The following is a 17310-nucleotide window of genomic DNA, read 5'->3' as shown; positions in this document are numbered from 1 at the left end:
GCCAAACCAAATCGTCAATACGGGAAGTCTTCGGAATCGACACATTCTTGTCATATTCAGAGTAACTCATAGGGGTCATTCAGAATATGCAAACGTTTCTCACTGTCAATGTAACAGCTATTCAAACCATTCGGTAACACAGCATAGTAGCAACTGGCAAACATAAAGTCTCCAGAACAATAAGTCCATCAGAGCCTAAACCGCTCGCCAAGATACACGGCTCTCGCCTTTTCGCTCGACACGATGGTGGCAGGTGTACCTGCCTCCAATATCGTTCCCTCATTAATAATGTATGCCCGATCCGTTATTGATAATGTCTCTTGAACATTGTGATCGGTGATTAATATTCCTATATGTTTGTTCTTGAGTGAAGTAATAATATCCTGAATATCCCCGACCGCAATCGGATCGATTCCTGCAAAGGGCTCATCCAGCAGTAAGAATCGAGGCTCCATGGCCAACGCTCGAGTGATCTCCAATCGCCGCCGTTCTCCACCTGAAAGCGCATACGCACTACTTTTTCTCAAAGGCATAAGCGAGAGCTCGTTGAGCAATTCATCTAATCGTTGATATCGCTCCTGCTTGCTAAATCTCAATGTTTCTAAGACTGCCAGAATATTCTCTTCAACAGATAATCGACGAAAAATTGAGGCCTCCTGTGGTAAATAGCCAATACCACGTCGGGCTCGCTGATACATCGGCAATTGAGTGATGGCCTTACGGTTAAGCATTATGGTCCCGTGATCCGGCTGACATAAACCAACCACCATATCAAAGATGGTTGTCTTGCCGGCACCATTGGGGCCTAACAACCCAACAATTTCTCCGGCTTCTAAGTCAAGGCTGACACCCTGAACCACCTCCCGCCCTTTAAAACTTTTCCGAAGTCCCTCTGCCAGTATTCGGTGCCGAGGTTTTTTCTGCGTATCAACCGTCATCACAAACTAACTGCTCTCGTGCACACTTAAGCACCTTCCTCATCTTTCATGATTACACGCGTTCCCCCTTCGACTTCGCTCCGATCTTCCTTCAGATACATCGTCATTTTTGAGCCACTGACTCGTGTCCCATCTTGCCAGGCAATAGGGGAGCCCGTTAACACAAGTTTCTCTTCATCTTTAAAGTAGACAGCCTGACGGCTTGTGGCTCTTCCTGTTGGTTTGATAATAACGACATTCCCTTTGGCCACCATCTTCTCAATTTTATTTTGGCTTTTTAAACCCTCTTGCTCCTCAGTCTGTGGCCCTTCAGAGGTTTCGGGCGAAGGTTTCCACCATATAATCATCAAGTCTGAATGAACCACTAATTCGCCCTGAGTCAACACAACATTTCCTCTGAATATCGCTCGCCGCTCTTTACTCTGAGCAGTCATCGTATCAGACTGAATATGTGTCTCTTCGCTTTCTTGTGCGAAAAGTAGCCTCGGGGTTACGGTGCCTATCCATAGCACAACCAAAAGGCAGCAACAGCAAACCCTCATCGTTGTTATGATGACACCTCTACCTGAACATCTTGCAAGACTTTAAACTCTTCGTTATCAATCGTCCCGACAAGTCCTATTCCAGTGATGGTAAGACCATGCCCACGAATGACCACAGGCGTTTGAGTCGTAATCTTTCGAGACGCTTCAATCCACGTCAGATGAGTTGAGTAAATAGTATATCCACTAGCAAGATGAACGGCCATCATCTCTTTTTCATTATCCAAATCAAAGTTATTTGTGGCAGTGTCAATCGTACCCTTTTCGGCATCCACGGTCATTTCTTGTTTATCTGATTGATTTCCAAGAAGCTCGACGTGGACAGTTTCCAGATTCGCCCGATGCTCAGACTCAAATACTTGCGCACGCTCCGCCGCGACTTTCCACTTGGTCTTTCCAGACTGAGTTTGCCGATACGTAAATCCGTCGATCCATGCATCAGCTGGTGAGGCTTCTGTCGTCTGAACAGAAGCCTGGCTGGCCCGCTCCTCCATATGCGTAACCACTCGATGGACAATAAATATGCCCATCAATATCACAATGCTGGTCAGCATCCATCTGACCCAATAATGTCCCATAGAAGGATTTACGTACTAAAGTCAAAAAAACCCTTAAAAAATGATAGCATACGCCCTATAGCAAGTAAACAAATGCCGGTACCTGGCACGCTAATTTTCCCGAGAATGGTATAAAAGTAATCAGGTCGGATCTGAAAGATGTCTCCACATGAAAAGTGGAGACATCAGTCAGTGATGATGACAACTAAAAGAAGAAAGAGGATCAACTACCTTTGTCGGCAGAAGAAGATGGGGTTGGGTCTGTGACTGCTGTTTCACCCTGTTTTTCAACAAGTTCAATGGCGACGAGTTCGGCAGCATCTCCAGGCCTACGTCGAGTTTTAATAATACGAGTATACCCACCTGGTCGATTACGAAAGCGAAGGGCGACATCATTGAAGAGTTTTTCAACGGTTTCTTTCGTTTGCAACACAGTCAATGCCCGCCGTCGAGCATGGAGAGTGCCAAGCTTTCCAAGTGTGATCATTCTATCTGTCAGGCCACGTAACTCTTTTGCCTTCGCTTCCGTTGTCTCAATTCGTTCATGCTCCAACAACGATGTAACAAGGTTACGATACAATGCCCTGCGATGCTTGGTATTCCGACCTAACTGCCTGCCTTTTTTTCGATGTCGCACGGCTAGTTCCTCTTTTTAGCTTAATAACGTAAGTAATCAAGCGGAAGATGTTAGTTGGACTCGGCCCCAGTTCCAGCTGCGGCCATATCATTCACCTTAATACCGAGTTCCAACCCCATTTCTGCCAAGACTTCTTTGATTTCGTTTAGAGACTTTTTGCCAAAGTTTTTCGTCTTGAGCATCTCATTTTCCGTCTTCTGTACGAGATCGGCTATAGTCTTGATATTGGCATTTTTCAGGCAATTAGCAGCTCTGACCGAAAGCTCAAGTTCATTGACGCTCTTAAACAAATTCACATTGACTTCTTCACTACTCTCATCAGAATCCACCTCTCGCTTTGCATCAACACCCTCTTCATTTGGAATGCAAATATCAAGATGCTCCCGCAAGATTAAAGCCGCATTGGCAACACTATCTTGCGGAGTCACACTGCCGTCTGTCCATATTTCAAGATTCAGTTTATCGTAATCTGTCACACGTCCAACCCGCGCACTTTCCACATGAAAGTTGACTCGTTTAATCGGCGAAAAAATTGAATCCACAGGAATGACCCCAATTGGCAACCCTTCTTCTTTATTGCGTTCGGCCGGAACATATCCTCGACCAGGTTTGACAATCAATTCCATATCAAGCGTACTATCTTTATCCAGGGTAGCAATGTGTAAATCTGGATTAAGGATCATGACATCTGGATCCTCAATGATGTCAGACGCTCTCACCTCACCTGGGCCCGTTTTCTTTAATCGAATGGCTTTGGCTCTTTCTGAAAGTAAATTGACCCGAAGTGCTTTCACATTTAAAATAATGACTGTCACATCTTCCGTGACACCAGGAATGGTTGAGAATTCATGAAATACGCCCTCAATTTTCACAGAAGTCACAGCCGAACCTGGGAGAGACGAGAGTAAAACCCGACGCAGTGAATTCCCAACTGTCGTACCAAATCCACGTTCAAATGGCTCTGCAGTAAACCGACCATATGTGGGAGAGGCGGTCTCTTTTTCCAGTTCAAGCCTCATTGGCAGCTGGAAATCCTTCATCCCTTTAATCATACCTTCCCCTTCCGTTGTTCTCGTTTAATAAGTTGTGAGTAGTGCCAACTCTTAAGATAAGATTTCCGTATGGACTACCGTGAATAGAGTTCAACTACAACTTGTTCATTCACAAGAACGTCAATGTCTTGCTTTGAAGGAAGCGCACGAATACTTCCCTTAAATGCCCCACTTTCTAAATCTAACCAGTTGGGAACGCCTCGACCCTCTACGGTCTCTAATGCTCCTTGAATCGTTGGAATCTTCCGGCTTTTTTCCCGAATTTCAACCACATCATCAATCTTCACCGTGAAAGAGGCTATATCGGTTTTTCGCCCATTGACCGTGATATGCCCATGGTTCACTAGTTGTCTTGCCTGACTTCTTGATGTGGCAAAACCGAGACGATACACCACATTATCAAGCCGTCGCTCAAGCAGACTGAGTAACAGCTCTCCTGTAATTCCCTCTTGACGTTCCGCTGATCGGAACGTTCCAAGAAATTGACGCTCTTGCATACCATAGACTCGCCGGAGCTTTTGCTTTTCTCTTAACTGAACGCCATATTCGGTTACTCTCGCCCGTCGGGACTGGCCATGTTGACCGGGTGCATAGCTTCTCCGCTCAATAGCACACTTCTCCGTCATACAACGCGTACCTTTTAAGAATAACTTCACCCCTTCCCGTCTACATAGGCGGCAAACTGGCCCTGAATATTTTGCCACACGCTACCTCCCTTCGATGATGCAACCGTATTGTTCAATAGTCGTATTTGTTAAAGTAATCTGTATTATACCCGCCTGCGCTTGGGTGGTCGGCATCCATTATGAGGAATAGGCGTAACATCCCGAATTAATGTGACACGTAACCCTGCCGATTGAAGAGCACGTACGGCAGATTCACGACCTGAGCCAGGCCCATTGACATAGACATCCACCTGACGCATGCCATGCTCCATCGCCTTCCGAGCAGCCGCTTCACCTGCACGCGTCGCGGCAAATGGAGTACTTTTTCGCGACCCCTTAAAGCCTTGACTTCCAGAGCTTGCCCAGGACACAGCACCACCGGTCATATCGGTTATCGTGACAATGGTGTTATTAAAAGAAGCTTGAATATGAACAATCCCAGCTTGAACGACCTTCCGCTCCTTCTTTTTTCCTTTTTTTACACTCATGCTCTAGTTCCCTTGTCCCTTCGCCTTCGTTGAGCCAGAAAGGAGTTATTTTCTCCCCTTCCCTCCAATAGCCGCACGTTTGCCTTTACGAGTTCTTGCATTCGTCTTACTTCTTTGCCCTCGAACCGGAAGACTTCTTCGATGGCGAAGACCTCGGTATGCGCCAGCATCCATGAGTCTTTTAATGCTCATGGTGACTTCCTTACGGAGATCACCTTCGACATTATAATCTTGGTCAATCACCTCACGTAGTTTGACAATGTCTTCTTCTTGAAGATCTTTCACGCGAGTCTCTCCAGGCACACCTGTCTTCTTCAGGATATCCCTAGACCTGATAGGCCCGATTCCATATATATATCGTAAGCCAATATCAATGCGTTTCCCTACTGGTAAATCAACTCCTGCGATTCTTGCCATATAAACTCCTTTAGTTAGCTCCTATGCCTGTCTGAGCTAACGTCCTGCACCTTTCTCCTCATAGAACATGTCATGCGATGCCCAATAGACTTCGGGCTTATCCCTGACGTTGTTTATGCCTTGGATTAGAACACAGCACCCGGACGACCCCCTTACGACGGATGACCTGACATTTCACACAGATTGGCTTGACTGATGACTTAACTTTCACAACTCATCTCCCTTACTTAAAACGGTAGGTAATCCTGCCTCTTGTCAGGTCATAGGGAGAAAGCTCCACGGTAACCTTATCCCCTGGCAAAATCCTAATAAAATGCATTCTCATTTTCCCTGAAATGTGTGCAAGGATCACATGGCCATTGTCCAACTTAACACGAAACATGGCATTGGGTAAGGTCTCCATGACTGCCCCTTGAACCTCTATGACATCTTCTTTAGCCACTCGAGCACCTATTATGACACTTCCAACACCAAGACAACTTCAACATAAAATTATCCTCAACCATCACAACATTTCAGGCTATCGTGCTCGAGGGCACCTATACCGATATTCTCGATTAACGTGCCTGAGGCATACCGCTTGCTCCATTTCCAAACCCCAAGCAACTTTAACATAAATTATCCTCAACCATCACAATATTTCAAACAGTCGATCGTGCTCGAGGGCACATACTATGACACTGCCAAAAATCCAGACACTATCAATTAAAACAAGATGTCTGACTGCCATAAATCTTACAAGCATCGTGCTTGATGGCACCTAGAAACATTTTCACCTTAATCATTTTAACGATGTTAAAATCTTAGCAGGCCCATCAGGTTGAATTGATATCGTATGTTCAAAATGAGCGGAAAACGAGCCATCACCGGTAACGGCAGTCCACCCGTCGTCTAAAACCCGAACGGAAGAGCCTCCCATATTCACCATTGGTTCAATGGCCAACACCATTCCAGCCTTAAGACGCGGACCTTGGCCCGGCCTACCATAATTTGGCACCTGCGGCTCCTCATGCAATTGACGGCCTATCCCATGCCCCACGAAGTCTCGTACAACGGAAAATCCTTGCGCCTCGACATATGATTGAACCGCATGAGAAATATCAGACAAGCGATTACCAACTACGGCCTGCGCTATTCCTCGCTTTAAGGACTCTTCCGTTACCATGATGAGTCTTTCTACATCAGGAGAAACTTCTCCGACAGAAACGGTTACAGCACCATCGCCATAAAATCCACCAACAATAGCCCCAAGGTCTAGCCCAATAATATCCCCATCTTTTAATGGCCGCCCTGAAGGAATACCATGAACAACCTCTTCATTCACAGATGCACACAGCGTCTTGGGATAGCCTCGGTAACCCTTAAATGCCGGAATAGCTCCAAATTCTCGTATACATTGCTCTGCTAAACGGTCGAGATCTAAAGTCGTGACACCAGGCTTAACTTCCTGAAGTATCCGTTGATGCGATTTCGCCACCACATTTGATGCACTGGCAATCAGTTCAACTTCCTCGGGAGTCTTGAGAACAATCATTTGTTCAGGAACCAGATAACGCTGCGAGCAACCGTTCCTGAACGTCGGCCACCGTTCCCGAACCATCCAGCTCACACAAAATATTCGTTCCACGGTAATATTCGATCAGCGGAGCAGTCTGTTCCTCGTATACCGAAAGTCTGGCTTGAATTGTCTCTGGTTGATCATCGCTTCGTTGCACTAGTGCGGTGCAACAAAAGTCACAGACATCTGCTTTTTTAGGAGGAATCGACTCGATATGAAAAACTGCCCGGCATTTGGGGCAGCTTCGTCTTCCACTCAGTCGACGAACGATTTCTTCTTTCGGCAGCACAAAATAGACAACCTTATCTAAAGATTGATTCTTTGTTTTAAGGATTTCAGATAAGGTATTGGCCTGAGCCACGGTTCGAGGAAACCCATCTAACAAAAACCCTGATTGACTTTCTGGCGCAGTCAATTTTTCCTCAATAAGTCCGATCACCACCTCATCAGGGACCAACCCCCCGCTGTCCATGTACTGCTTCGCTTTCAAGCCCAGCGAGGTTCCATTCGCAACCCCATCTCTGAGAAGATCGCCGGTAGAAATTTTCGCAATCGCAAATCGAGTTGCAATCACATCGGCTTGCGTTCCTTTTCCGACTCCTGGTGGTCCGAGAAAAATGATACGCATCGTTACGAACTTCTACCTCGTAAAGGACCCTTTGATAAGAAGCCATCATAATTTCGCATCAACATGTGGGATTCAATCTGCTGTGCCGTATCTAAACCCACACCAATCACAATCAGGAGAGACGTTCCACCAAAGTAAAAAGGCATATTTAACTTGTAAATCAACAATTCAGGGATGACACAGACAATGGCCAAATATATGGCTCCGGCAAATGTAATTCTCGTTAAGACCTTATAAATATAATCGGCCGTCCGCTGACCTGGTCGAATTCCTGGAATGAAACCTCCATGCTTTTTCATATTGTCAGCCATATCCACAGGATTAAGAACAACAGCGGTATAAAAGAAGCAGAAAAATAAAATAAGCCCCACGTACAACAAAGTATATAAAAGTGACCCTGGCGCTAACTGAGCACCGATGGATTGCACCCAAGGCACCTGGATAAAGCCGGCAATCGTTGCAGGAAATGCGATAATCGACGAAGCAAAAATTGGTGGGATGACACCTGCCGTGTTGATTTTGAGTGGAATATGCGTACTTTGCCCTCCATACACTTTTCTTCCAACCACACGCTTTGCATACTGTACCGCAACTTTCCTTCTCCCACTCTCTAGAAACACAATAGCCGCAACCACCGCAAGCATGACAACCACGAGCATCAATAACAATGGCAAACTCAGTTGTCCAACCTGGTACAAATCAAAAGTTTGAACGACGGCACTTGGAAGACTAGCTACAATTCCTGCAAAAATTATCAGCGAGATCCCATTTCCTACCCCACGCTCGGTGATTTGTTCACCAAGCCACATGAGAAATGCTGTGCCTGCCGTTAACGTAATCACCGTCATAAAACGAAATGACCACCCAGGCTCTAAGACAAATGCACCTTGATTCATCCCCTCAAGGCCTAATGAAATACCAAAACCTTGAATGAGAGCAATGCCAATGGTGCCATATCTTGTGTACTGAATGATGGCTTTCCGGCCTCGCTCACCTTCCTTTGCCAGTTTTGATAAATGCGGAACAACAACCGTGAGTAGCTGGATGATAATTGAAGCGCTGATATACGGCATAATACCAAGCGCAAAAATTGTAAGTCTCGATAATGCTCCTCCAGAAAAAATGTCGAGGAAGCCCATAAGAGCTCCCCCTCTGTCCTGCAAGAAATTAAAGAGTTCTTCATTATTAATTCCAGGGGTGGGAATATGAGCTCCCATCCTGTAGACCGCTAACATAGCCAGCGTGAACAACACGCGGCTTCGCAGTTCTGGAATTTTGAAGATGTTTTGGAGGCTCGTGATGAGCCGTTCAAGCACGGCTGATCACCTTTACTTGCCCACCGACCTTCTCTATCTTCTGTCGTGCTGATTCGCTAAATTTGTGAGCCTCAACAACTAAAGGATAACCCAACTCGCCATCACCGAGAATCTTTACCTGAGATCCTCGCCCCTTGACTAAACCAGCTTCACGCATGACGTCAAGAGACACGGTTACTCCCTCTTTAAAAGCCGATAAAGCCTTGAGATTAATGATTACATATGGAATACGGAAAATATTCGTAAATCCGCGTTTTGGCAAACGTCTCGCTAAGGGCGTTTGTCCACCCTCAAACCCAGCTTGGTTCTTTAGTCCAGATCTTGCCAGTAGTCCTTTATGACCTTTTCCTGACGTCTTTCCTCGACCTGACCCAGGGCCACGACCGAGCCGTTTTCTTTTCTTTTTTGAGCCTGGAGCCGGCCCTAGTTCATGCAGCCTCATGGATTCGTTACCTCAACTAGATGCTTAACTTTATTGACAAGCCCACGAACTTGATTCGTATCAGGACGTTCAACAATTTGGTGCATTCGACGCAACCCAAGGCCCATCAAATTGCGACGGATCTTTTGAGGGCTACCGATAGGACTTCGCTTGAGCTGAATCACAATTGTTGATGGAGTGCTGTCTTTACGAGAGGAAACCATTTCTTCACCCTACCTTCGGAAGTGATACTTCGTGCTCACCCTCTTGCTGACGTATGTGCCTGACTTCTTGAGGGTCACGAAGTTGAGTTAGTCCCTCCAAAGCTGCTCGAACAGCATTGAAAGGATTTCCTCTCCCTAATGTCTTGGCCACAATATTATGGGTTCCGGCAACTTCAAGAAGAGATCGAACTGCACCGCCAGCAATAATTCCGGTACCTTTTTTGGCAGGCTTGAGCAAGACGTGCTCTGCTCCAAAGTACCCATGCACTTCATGTGGAATTGTTTCATTTTTAAGCGGTATACGAATCATATGTTTTTTGGCATGCTCGACAGCCTTCGCAATTGCTGATGGAACCTCTGTGGCTTTTCCCTTACCAACACCAACCCAACCCTCTCCATCACCAACAACGACCAAAGCAGAAAATGAAAATCTCTTTCCACCCTTGACGACCTTAGCAACCCTATTGATCACAACTGGCTTGTCTCGTAAATTTAGCTCATCAATGTTTACACGCACTCAACAATACTCCTCTCAACAAAAGTCTGTTTTCCAGCAATCTCAATCGTACAAAGTAATTTTAAAATTCTAGCCCACCAGACCTTGCCGCATCAGCTAATGCCTTCACTCGACCATGATACATTCTACCAGCACGATCAAACACAACTTTCTGTATCGGAATCGCTTTTGCTCGTTCAACTAACAACAGACCCACCTTCTCGGCTGCCTGTCTATTTCCACCTGATTGAATATCTTTTCGTAAACCTGGATCACACGTTGAAGCTGACACCAACGTCTTGCCTGACTCATCATCAATAATCTGTGCATAAATATGATTATTGCTACGAAAAACACTCAATCGAGGTCGTGTTGGTGTTCCGGTTACTCGCTGACGAACACGAGCCCTACGCCTTACCAACCCCTGTCGCTTTACGATTGGATTCATGTTTTACCCTATTTTTTCCCTGCCTTACCGGCTTTCTTCCTCAATATTTCCCCTGCATACTTAATCCCTTTTTGCTTATACACATCGGGAGATTTCACTCTTCTAATTTTTGCTGCCACCTGCGTAACGAGACGCTTATCGATTCCCTTGAGCGACACCACTGTTTGCTTATCGACCGTCGCCTTCACGCCTTCAGGTAAGTTAAGCAAAACAGGATGAGAAAACCCGACATTAAACGTCAGGGATTGCCCTTGCACTTGCGCGCGATACCCCACACCGGTAAGTTCAAGCGTTCGCTCATATCCCTGGAGAACTCCCTCAATTTGATTCGATAATTCCGCACGCGTCAAACCGTGTAAAGCACGTAGCTCTGCACCACCGCCAGCACGTAATACATTCAGATGACCATCCTCAACTTGCGCACTCACTCCCGGAGGTAACGACCAGGTCAATCGACCAAGAGGTCCTTTAACCGCAACCTCCTTTTCACTAATTTTGACGTCAACTTGCGATGGAATTACTATGGGTCTTCGACCTATCCTAGACATCTTGCACCCTATTCATTAAATCAACAACACCTTGCCTTGGATCATTACCAGCCACCAAGAAACTTCCTCACCAAATATGACAAAGAACTTCTCCACCCACCCCCTGCTGCCGTGAGCTATGATCACTGAGGACCCCGCTTGGGGTCGTAAGAATGGCAACACCGAGCCCATTCATCACCCTGGGAATATCTTTTTTCCCAACATAGACTCTACGACCAGGCTTACTAATCCTTTTAATACCCGTGATATATGATTTTTTTTGACGTGTCGGGAAGTAACGAAGCTCAACCTCTAATACTTCATGGCCATCACCCGTAATTGACTGATATTGCTTAATAAATCCTTCGGCTTTAAAAATTTTCAGAATTTCTGCCTTCACTCGCGATGCAGGAATTATGACCTTCTCATGGCCTCTCGCACCAGCATTGAGGATTCGAACAAAAAGATCTGAAATTGGATCAGTCATCGACATTGGCTACACCCACCATTCCATCATAATTTGTAGACTCGTTTAACGTATATCTTTCTTCACTTAGCGTGACCACTACGGTAGTCACCAGAAACCAACAACATCACTACCAACTAGATTTTGTAACCCCAGGAATATCACCTCGTAGACTCAAGAGTCGAAAACAAATCCGACACATTCTAAATCGACGGAGAAACCCACGGACTCTCCCACATAAGGGACATCGGTTATAACATCTCACTTCGAATTTTGGTTTTTTTGCAGCTTTATTTCGTAGAGCAAGTCTTGACATGCACGCGACCCCTTATTTCGGCAATCATGAAGTTCTAAATGGCATACCCAAATGGGCTAACAAAGACCTAGCTTCATCATTTCGTTTGGCTGTTGTCACGATCGTAATGTCCATACCATGAATGGAGGTTACCTCGTCATATTTAATTTCAGGAAACGTCAACTGCTCTTTCAATCCCAAGGTGTAATTTCCATTTCCATCAAATGCTTTCGTCGACACACCTCGAAAGTCCCGTATTCTAGGCAGCGCAATATTCATCAAACGATCCAAAAACTCATGCATTCGATTCCCACGCAATGTCACTTTCGCACCAATAGGCATTCCCTCTCGAAGCTTAAACCCCGCAATCGCTTTTTTGGCGCGCGTCATAACAGGCTTCTGACCGGTTATTTGCCTAAGCTCAAGAATAGCCCCCTCTAATAACTTGACATTTTGAACAGCTGCCCCCATACCGACGTTCAAGATCACTCGTTCGAGGCGAGGCACTTGCATCGCATTCCCATAAGAATAATCTTTGAGCATGGCGGGAACAACACGATCATGATAGATAGCTTTCAACCTCGGCGTATACGATCGACCGGATGATGAACTGCTGCTTGCCTTTTTATTTTCAGTATCTTGTTCGCTTTTCATGAGTTTTTATCCAATGGCTCATCCGGAGCCTTTTGATAAACCCGTATTTTTCGACCATCATTCAGTATCTTCATTCTAGTACGAGACGGCTTCTTCTCTGCTTCGCAATACGCCATCACATTAGAAATGGCCATTGACGCTTCTTTTTCTAATATTCCACCCTGTTTATTTTTCTGAGTAGGCTTGGTATGTCGCTTAACAATATTAATTTTTTCTACCATGACCCGACCCGCCTGCATGGATATAGAGAGAACCTTCCCAACTTTTCCTCGATCACGACCAGCAATCACCATGACGGTATCGCCTTTTTTTAACCGACACTTTCCTCGATCCCGAACACTTTGACTCACAACCAAACCTCCACTACGCTAAATTACTTCAGGGGCTAATGAAATGATTTTCATATATTTTTTCATTCGTAATTCTCTGGCAACTGGCCCAAAAATTCTGGTCCCAATTGGGTCGCCTTGCGCATTCACCAATACGCATGCATTTCGATCAAATTTAATATGAGAACCATCAACCCGCCGTCGACCTTTCTTTGTCCTCACAATGACCGCCTTAACTACGTCTCCTTTTTTAACCGAAGCCTTAGGGATAGCTTCCCTGACAGATACAACTATTAAATCTCCCAATGAGCCATACCGACGCTTCGTACCACCAAGGACATGAAAACATCGCACACTTTTCGCCCCTGAATTATCTGCTACATCAAGATATGTATAATTTTGAATCATAATGAGTCTCAATACGAATGAATTCTGATAGACCGTAACCTTAAGCGCTCCCACCCTTAGGAATGATTTCGGCAACTCTCCAATGCTTTTCTTTGCTTAATGGCTTCGAAGGGGATAGCCGAACCCGATCACCAACCTGACAGCGATCACTCTCATCATGCGCCTTAAGCTTGGTTATTCTTCGAACAATTTTCCCATACAGTGGATGAGCCACTTGACGAGTGACTGCCACCACCACGGTCTTAGCCATCTTATTGCTAATGACACTTCCGTAAAAGTACTTTGGCTTTTTTCTTATCGTAGTCATCATATGTTATTTAGCCTACCCTAGGGCTTGCCGTATCAGTACTTCCAACCATTGCACGTTGCCGAATAACTGTCATGACACGGGCAACATCATGCTTGGTCTGTCTAATACGCATGGGGTTTTCAATTCTCCCCATCGCAAGCTGACAACGAAAATGAAATAATTCCTCCTTCAACTGCTTGACCTTCGCATGCAGTTCCGCTTCTTCCATGTCTCGCAATTCACTCACATTCACAGAGATGACCCCTTATCACAAATTGATTTCACCGCGAACGACGAACTTCGTCGCAATCGGCAGCTTGTGGCCAGCCAACCGCAATGCCTCTTCTGCCACTGGACGAGTGACATCATCCATTTCATAGAGAATACGACCGGGCTTGACGACCGCAACCCAAAACTCTGGGTTTCCTTTTCCCTTACCCATCCTGACCTCAGCTGGTTTTTTTGTGACAGGTTTATCAGGGAACACTCTCGTCCAAATTCGACCTCCACGCTTAACATGACGGGTCATGGCAATTCTCGCGGCCTCAAGTTGCCGCGCTGTAATACGACCAGGCTCCAATGCCTTTAATCCAAACTGGCCAAGGGTGATATTGCCACCTTTATAGGCCTTACCTCGCATCCGACCCTTCTGGACTTTGCGGAACTTTATTCGTTTCGGTGCTAACATTCGCTATTTCCTTAAACCACCAATGAAAGTCAACAATACGGAGGCACGCCTAACGCCTTACAGAAACCCTAACGTGGAGTCAGCTTTTTCGACAGAAGGAATCGTCGCTTCTCCTTTAAATATCCAGGCTTTCACACCTATTATCCCCATGGCCGTCTTCGCCTCTGCAAAACCATACTCAACATCTGCTCGAAGGGTGTGAAGAGGAACGCGCCCCTCACGATACCACTCAGTGCGCGCAATCTCATTACCACCCAATCTACCAGCACAGTAGACGCGAACCCCAAGAGCCCCAAGGCGCAAAGCCGACGCGACACTTCTCTTCAAAGCACGACGAAACGACACACGCTTCTCAAGCTGAGTGGCAATATTTTCAGCAACTAACTGAGCATCCAACTCAGGCTTCTTGATTTCTTTCACCGTAACATACACTTCATTTCCGTATTCTCGTTCCAGTGATGCCTTCAGCTTATCAACCTCGGCTCCCTTTCGACCGATAATAATGCCTGGGCGAGCCGTATGAATGATTACCTTCACCTGATTGCCAGAACGCTCAATCTCAACCCTAGAAATCCCAGCGTGATAGAGCCTCTTCTTAACAAGACCTCGAATCGCTAAGTCCTGATGTAACAGCTTGGTGAAATCTTTCTTGGCATACCATCGGGAATTCCACGTTCGCGTATAGCCAAGACGAAAACCGAACGGGTGGGTTTTCTGACCCATCTTTACCTCACAACCTGCTGATTAGACATAAACAATAGACTGATCCTCAAGACACCGGACCCACAACGAGTGTAATATGACTGGTCCGCTTCACAATAGGATTAGCCCTTCCCATGGATCGAGCACGAAATCGCTTCAGCACAGGCCCACCATCCACATAAGCTCGAATAATCCTAAGAGAATCAGGTTCACCCAATTCCTTCTGACCAGCATTCGCGACAGCAGATTGCAGCACTTGCTCGACGACCCGAGCAGCCGATCTTGGCGTATACCGCAAAAGGTTTAAAGCTTCCTGAGCTTGACGACCGCGAACCATATCCACGACTTCCCTAGCTTTCCGAGGAGTAATTCTTACATGACGCAAAAGAGCTCGAGCTTCTGACACAACAATTACCTCAATTCACAACTTGCGTTAAACATGAGCGTTCATTCAGCCAATCGACTACTTTAAGGCAGCACCCTTTTCGGTTCTTGCAGCACCATGGCCTTTAAAGAACCTGGTAGGAGAAAACTCCCCAAGCTTGTGGCCAACCATATTTTCTGTAACATACACTGGGATAAATTTTCTCCCATTATGAACACCGAAAGTATGGCCGATCATTTCTGGCACAATAGTCGACCGACGAGACCAGGTTTTAATCAACTTGGAATCACGTGAGTCATTCATCTTTTCAACTTTTTCTAAAAGATGATCATCAACAAATGGACCTTTTTTAACTGATCTAGGCATTTAAGATCCTCATTTACCTTTTTTAGACTTCCGCCGAGCAATAATGAACTTTGAGGACGGATTCTTCTTACTTCGGGTTTTGTACCCTTTAGTCGGAACACCCCATGGGGATACCGGATGAGGATTACCTTGACCAGCCTTCCCCTCACCCCCACCATGGGGATGATCAACTGGATTCATAACGACTCCACGAACATGAGGACGCCGTCCCTTCCAACGAGAACGACCCGCCTTCCCCACTGTAATATTTCCATGATCGCTATTACCAACCTGCCCGACAGTTGCCATGCACGTGCCCAGGATACGTCGCATTTCACCAGACACCAATCGAACTTGAACGTACGCCCCATCACGACCCATAACCTGAGCAGAAGAGCCCGCGCTCCGAACCAATTGAGCACCTTTTCCAGGTCGAAGTTCAATATTATGAACAACAGAACCCAATGGCATAGACATTAAGGCCAATGCATTACCTGCTCGAATCTCAGCCCCAGGCCCAGCATAGACACGATCACCTACCGCCAGCCCATCGGGAGCTAATATATAGCGCTTTTCCCCATCGCAATAATGCAAAAGAGCAATTCTTGCAGAACGATTTGGATCGTATTCAATACCCGCAACCCTTGCTTCAATACCAACCTTGTCTCGCTTAAAGTCAATCTTTCGATACAACCGCTTATGTCCACCTCCACGAAAACGCGATGTTACCCTTCCCCGATTATTACGCCCGCCAGACTTTGAAAGACTTTCGGTGAGACCCTTGTCCGGTCGTTTTTTCGAAAGTCCAGCACTAGACAGTGAGGACATTCCACGGCGGCCAGGGGAAGTTGGCTTATATTCTTTTATTGACATTTCATCAACTCACACTGGTTTCAAAAAAGAAAACAATTGACATGACGCTAAGCACTCTCATACAGGTCAACCTTCTCACCTTCCTTAAGGGTGATAATCGCTTTCTTCCAATCAGGCCGCCTTCCGACAAAACGACCCTGTCGTTTTGGCTTTCCCTTTACATTCATTACATTGACTGACTCAACCTTCACCTTCAATATATCTTCAACCGCTTGCCCAATGTCGATTCTTGACGCCCTTCGACTCACGACGAAAGACACACAATTTTTGCTGTCACGAAGATTAGTAATTTTCTCCGTTAAAAGAGGACGAATCAAAATATCATAGGGATTCAATATCACGACCAAAACTCCTGAATTTTTTCGACTTCGCTTTGAAGAATCATCAACTTTTCGTATCGTAAAATGTCATAGACATTCAAATCTTCCACTTTACTCAACTTCACATCAGTAAGGTTACGGGATGCCCTTTCCAGAGAGACGTAATCATCACCCGCAACAATCAATATACTTCCAGATAAACCGATATCAGTTAAAACCTTCGCCAGATGACGAGTCTTTTGTTCCGGCAAAGATATACTGGAAAGAATCATGATATCGCCAGCACTAGCCCTTGAAGATAATGCTGAACGAAGGGCCGACCGATACATCTTCCTTGGCATCCGATAACTATAGTCACGAGGCTTTGGACCAAACACGATCCCACCATGACGCCAGATTGGAGAACGAACAGACCCCGACCGCGCTCGACCAGTATGCTTCTGCTTCCAAGGCTTCTTACCTGACCCCGCCACCTCTCCCCGACCCTTTGTCGATGAGGTCCCCTGCCGGAAGGAAGCACGCTGCATATTTACGGCAGCATGAAGAAGCGTGCGATCAACAGGAGTACCAAATACACGCTCACCCATCTCTACAGTTTTAGCTTGACTACCATCAGCATTCGTGACCTTGAAGGTTGGCATT

General features: G+C 45.9%; 32 protein-coding genes. All 32 read right to left on the bottom strand.

Annotated elements, in window-relative coordinates; genetic code table 11:
• Window positions 1-188: 188 nt before the first annotated feature.
• The 32 genes from lptB to rplD all read right to left on the bottom strand — a co-directional run bounded on the left by lptB (window position 189) and on the right by rplD (window position 17309).
• Complete coding sequence (lptB, locus tag ACWQXP_RS19110) at window positions 189-938, bottom strand: LPS export ABC transporter ATP-binding protein (RefSeq protein ID WP_454064744.1); 750 nt, start codon at window positions 936-938, stop codon at window positions 189-191.
• 26 nt (window positions 939-964) lie between these two features.
• Window positions 965-1480, bottom strand: a complete 516-nt coding sequence (locus ACWQXP_RS19105) for an LptA/OstA family protein (RefSeq protein WP_454064434.1) — start codon at window positions 1478-1480, stop codon at window positions 965-967.
• Between the two features lie 5 nt (window positions 1481-1485).
• Entirely contained in the window at window positions 1486-2058 is a 573-nt protein-coding gene (gene lptC, locus ACWQXP_RS19100) for an LPS export ABC transporter periplasmic protein LptC (protein WP_454064433.1), read from the bottom strand.
• Between the two features lie 202 nt (window positions 2059-2260).
• On the bottom strand, window positions 2261-2674 hold the full coding sequence (rplQ, locus tag ACWQXP_RS19095; RefSeq protein WP_454064432.1) for a 50S ribosomal protein L17: 414 nt from the start codon (window positions 2672-2674) through the stop codon (window positions 2261-2263).
• A 50-nt stretch (window positions 2675-2724) separates the two neighbouring features.
• Window positions 2725-3714: a DNA-directed RNA polymerase subunit alpha gene (locus tag ACWQXP_RS19090; RefSeq protein ID WP_454064743.1), complete on the bottom strand. Its 990-nt coding sequence runs from the start codon at window positions 3712-3714 to the stop codon at window positions 2725-2727.
• 86 nt (window positions 3715-3800) lie between these two features.
• Window positions 3801-4430 (bottom strand): 30S ribosomal protein S4, encoded by a 630-nt coding sequence (rpsD, locus tag ACWQXP_RS19085; protein ID WP_454064431.1) that lies wholly within the window; start codon window positions 4428-4430, stop codon window positions 3801-3803.
• A 65-nt stretch (window positions 4431-4495) separates the two neighbouring features.
• Complete coding sequence (rpsK, locus tag ACWQXP_RS19080; protein ID WP_447970563.1) at window positions 4496-4879, bottom strand: 30S ribosomal protein S11; 384 nt, start codon at window positions 4877-4879, stop codon at window positions 4496-4498.
• A 45-nt stretch (window positions 4880-4924) separates the two neighbouring features.
• Complete coding sequence (rpsM, locus tag ACWQXP_RS19075) at window positions 4925-5296, bottom strand: 30S ribosomal protein S13 (protein WP_454064430.1); 372 nt, start codon at window positions 5294-5296, stop codon at window positions 4925-4927.
• A gap of 97 nt (window positions 5297-5393) precedes the next feature.
• Window positions 5394-5507 (bottom strand): 50S ribosomal protein L36, encoded by a 114-nt coding sequence (gene rpmJ / locus ACWQXP_RS19070; RefSeq protein ID WP_454064429.1) that lies wholly within the window; start codon window positions 5505-5507, stop codon window positions 5394-5396.
• A 12-nt stretch (window positions 5508-5519) separates the two neighbouring features.
• Complete coding sequence (gene infA, locus ACWQXP_RS19065; RefSeq protein ID WP_454064428.1) at window positions 5520-5738, bottom strand: translation initiation factor IF-1; 219 nt, start codon at window positions 5736-5738, stop codon at window positions 5520-5522.
• 339 nt (window positions 5739-6077) lie between these two features.
• Window positions 6078-6830 carry a type I methionyl aminopeptidase gene (map, locus tag ACWQXP_RS19060; protein ID WP_454064427.1) on the bottom strand — a complete coding sequence of 251 codons (753 nt, stop codon included), beginning with the start codon at window positions 6828-6830 and terminating at the stop codon, window positions 6078-6080.
• A 4-nt stretch (window positions 6831-6834) separates the two neighbouring features.
• Window positions 6835-7482, bottom strand: a complete 648-nt coding sequence (locus tag ACWQXP_RS19055) for an adenylate kinase (protein ID WP_454064426.1) — start codon at window positions 7480-7482, stop codon at window positions 6835-6837.
• Window positions 7483-7484: 2 nt separating this feature from the next.
• Complete coding sequence (secY, locus tag ACWQXP_RS19050; protein ID WP_454064425.1) at window positions 7485-8798, bottom strand: preprotein translocase subunit SecY; 1314 nt, start codon at window positions 8796-8798, stop codon at window positions 7485-7487.
• Window positions 8791-9240: a 50S ribosomal protein L15 gene (rplO, locus tag ACWQXP_RS19045; protein ID WP_454064424.1), complete on the bottom strand. Its 450-nt coding sequence runs from the start codon at window positions 9238-9240 to the stop codon at window positions 8791-8793. The genes secY and rplO overlap by 8 nt, the downstream gene beginning before the upstream one ends.
• Entirely contained in the window at window positions 9237-9443 is a 207-nt protein-coding gene (gene rpmD / locus ACWQXP_RS19040) for a 50S ribosomal protein L30 (RefSeq protein ID WP_454064423.1), read from the bottom strand. The genes rplO and rpmD overlap by 4 nt, the downstream gene beginning before the upstream one ends.
• 4 nt (window positions 9444-9447) lie before the next feature.
• On the bottom strand, window positions 9448-9960 hold the full coding sequence (gene rpsE, locus ACWQXP_RS19035; protein WP_454064422.1) for a 30S ribosomal protein S5: 513 nt from the start codon (window positions 9958-9960) through the stop codon (window positions 9448-9450).
• A gap of 61 nt (window positions 9961-10021) precedes the next feature.
• Window positions 10022-10387: a 50S ribosomal protein L18 gene (gene rplR, locus ACWQXP_RS19030; RefSeq protein ID WP_454064421.1), complete on the bottom strand. Its 366-nt coding sequence runs from the start codon at window positions 10385-10387 to the stop codon at window positions 10022-10024.
• 8 nt (window positions 10388-10395) lie between these two features.
• A complete protein-coding gene (rplF, locus tag ACWQXP_RS19025; RefSeq protein ID WP_454064420.1) occupies window positions 10396-10935 on the bottom strand; it encodes a 50S ribosomal protein L6 in 540 nt (179 codons plus the stop codon).
• Window positions 10936-11002: 67 nt separating this feature from the next.
• Window positions 11003-11407 (bottom strand): 30S ribosomal protein S8, encoded by a 405-nt coding sequence (gene rpsH / locus ACWQXP_RS19020; protein ID WP_454064419.1) that lies wholly within the window; start codon window positions 11405-11407, stop codon window positions 11003-11005.
• A 103-nt stretch (window positions 11408-11510) separates the two neighbouring features.
• The gene (locus ACWQXP_RS19015) at window positions 11511-11696 is read right to left on the bottom strand and encodes a type Z 30S ribosomal protein S14 (RefSeq protein WP_454064418.1); all 186 of its coding nucleotides are present in this window, start codon (window positions 11694-11696) and stop codon (window positions 11511-11513) included.
• Between the two features lie 24 nt (window positions 11697-11720).
• Window positions 11721-12329 (bottom strand): 50S ribosomal protein L5, encoded by a 609-nt coding sequence (gene rplE / locus ACWQXP_RS19010; protein WP_454064417.1) that lies wholly within the window; start codon window positions 12327-12329, stop codon window positions 11721-11723.
• Entirely contained in the window at window positions 12326-12679 is a 354-nt protein-coding gene (gene rplX, locus ACWQXP_RS19005; protein ID WP_454064416.1) for a 50S ribosomal protein L24, read from the bottom strand. The genes rplE and rplX overlap by 4 nt, the downstream gene beginning before the upstream one ends.
• Before the next feature lie 18 nt (window positions 12680-12697).
• A complete protein-coding gene (rplN, locus tag ACWQXP_RS19000) occupies window positions 12698-13066 on the bottom strand; it encodes a 50S ribosomal protein L14 (RefSeq protein WP_447970547.1) in 369 nt (122 codons plus the stop codon).
• Between the two features lie 40 nt (window positions 13067-13106).
• On the bottom strand, window positions 13107-13373 hold the full coding sequence (gene rpsQ / locus ACWQXP_RS18995; RefSeq protein ID WP_454064742.1) for a 30S ribosomal protein S17: 267 nt from the start codon (window positions 13371-13373) through the stop codon (window positions 13107-13109).
• A 10-nt stretch (window positions 13374-13383) separates the two neighbouring features.
• Window positions 13384-13608 (bottom strand): 50S ribosomal protein L29, encoded by a 225-nt coding sequence (gene rpmC, locus ACWQXP_RS18990; protein ID WP_454064415.1) that lies wholly within the window; start codon window positions 13606-13608, stop codon window positions 13384-13386.
• Window positions 13609-13623: 15 nt separating this feature from the next.
• Window positions 13624-14043 (bottom strand): 50S ribosomal protein L16, encoded by a 420-nt coding sequence (rplP, locus tag ACWQXP_RS18985; protein WP_454064414.1) that lies wholly within the window; start codon window positions 14041-14043, stop codon window positions 13624-13626.
• Window positions 14044-14100: 57 nt separating this feature from the next.
• Complete coding sequence (rpsC, locus tag ACWQXP_RS18980; RefSeq protein WP_454064413.1) at window positions 14101-14766, bottom strand: 30S ribosomal protein S3; 666 nt, start codon at window positions 14764-14766, stop codon at window positions 14101-14103.
• A 46-nt stretch (window positions 14767-14812) separates the two neighbouring features.
• The gene (rplV, locus tag ACWQXP_RS18975) at window positions 14813-15151 is read right to left on the bottom strand and encodes a 50S ribosomal protein L22 (RefSeq protein WP_454064412.1); all 339 of its coding nucleotides are present in this window, start codon (window positions 15149-15151) and stop codon (window positions 14813-14815) included.
• Window positions 15152-15208: 57 nt separating this feature from the next.
• Window positions 15209-15496, bottom strand: coding sequence for a 30S ribosomal protein S19 (gene rpsS, locus ACWQXP_RS18970; RefSeq protein WP_454064411.1), 288 nt, complete (start codon window positions 15494-15496; stop codon window positions 15209-15211).
• A 9-nt stretch (window positions 15497-15505) separates the two neighbouring features.
• A complete protein-coding gene (gene rplB / locus ACWQXP_RS18965) occupies window positions 15506-16348 on the bottom strand; it encodes a 50S ribosomal protein L2 (protein ID WP_454064410.1) in 843 nt (280 codons plus the stop codon).
• Window positions 16349-16395: 47 nt separating this feature from the next.
• Complete coding sequence (locus ACWQXP_RS18960) at window positions 16396-16683, bottom strand: 50S ribosomal protein L23 (protein ID WP_454064741.1); 288 nt, start codon at window positions 16681-16683, stop codon at window positions 16396-16398.
• A gap of 2 nt (window positions 16684-16685) precedes the next feature.
• Window positions 16686-17309, bottom strand: coding sequence for a 50S ribosomal protein L4 (gene rplD / locus ACWQXP_RS18955; protein WP_454064409.1), 624 nt, complete (start codon window positions 17307-17309; stop codon window positions 16686-16688).
• Between the last annotated feature and the right edge of the window lies 1 nt (window position 17310).

It is taken from the genome of Candidatus Nitrospira salsa, assembly GCF_965152625.1.
This window is presented reverse-complemented; position numbering and strand designations above follow the sequence as displayed.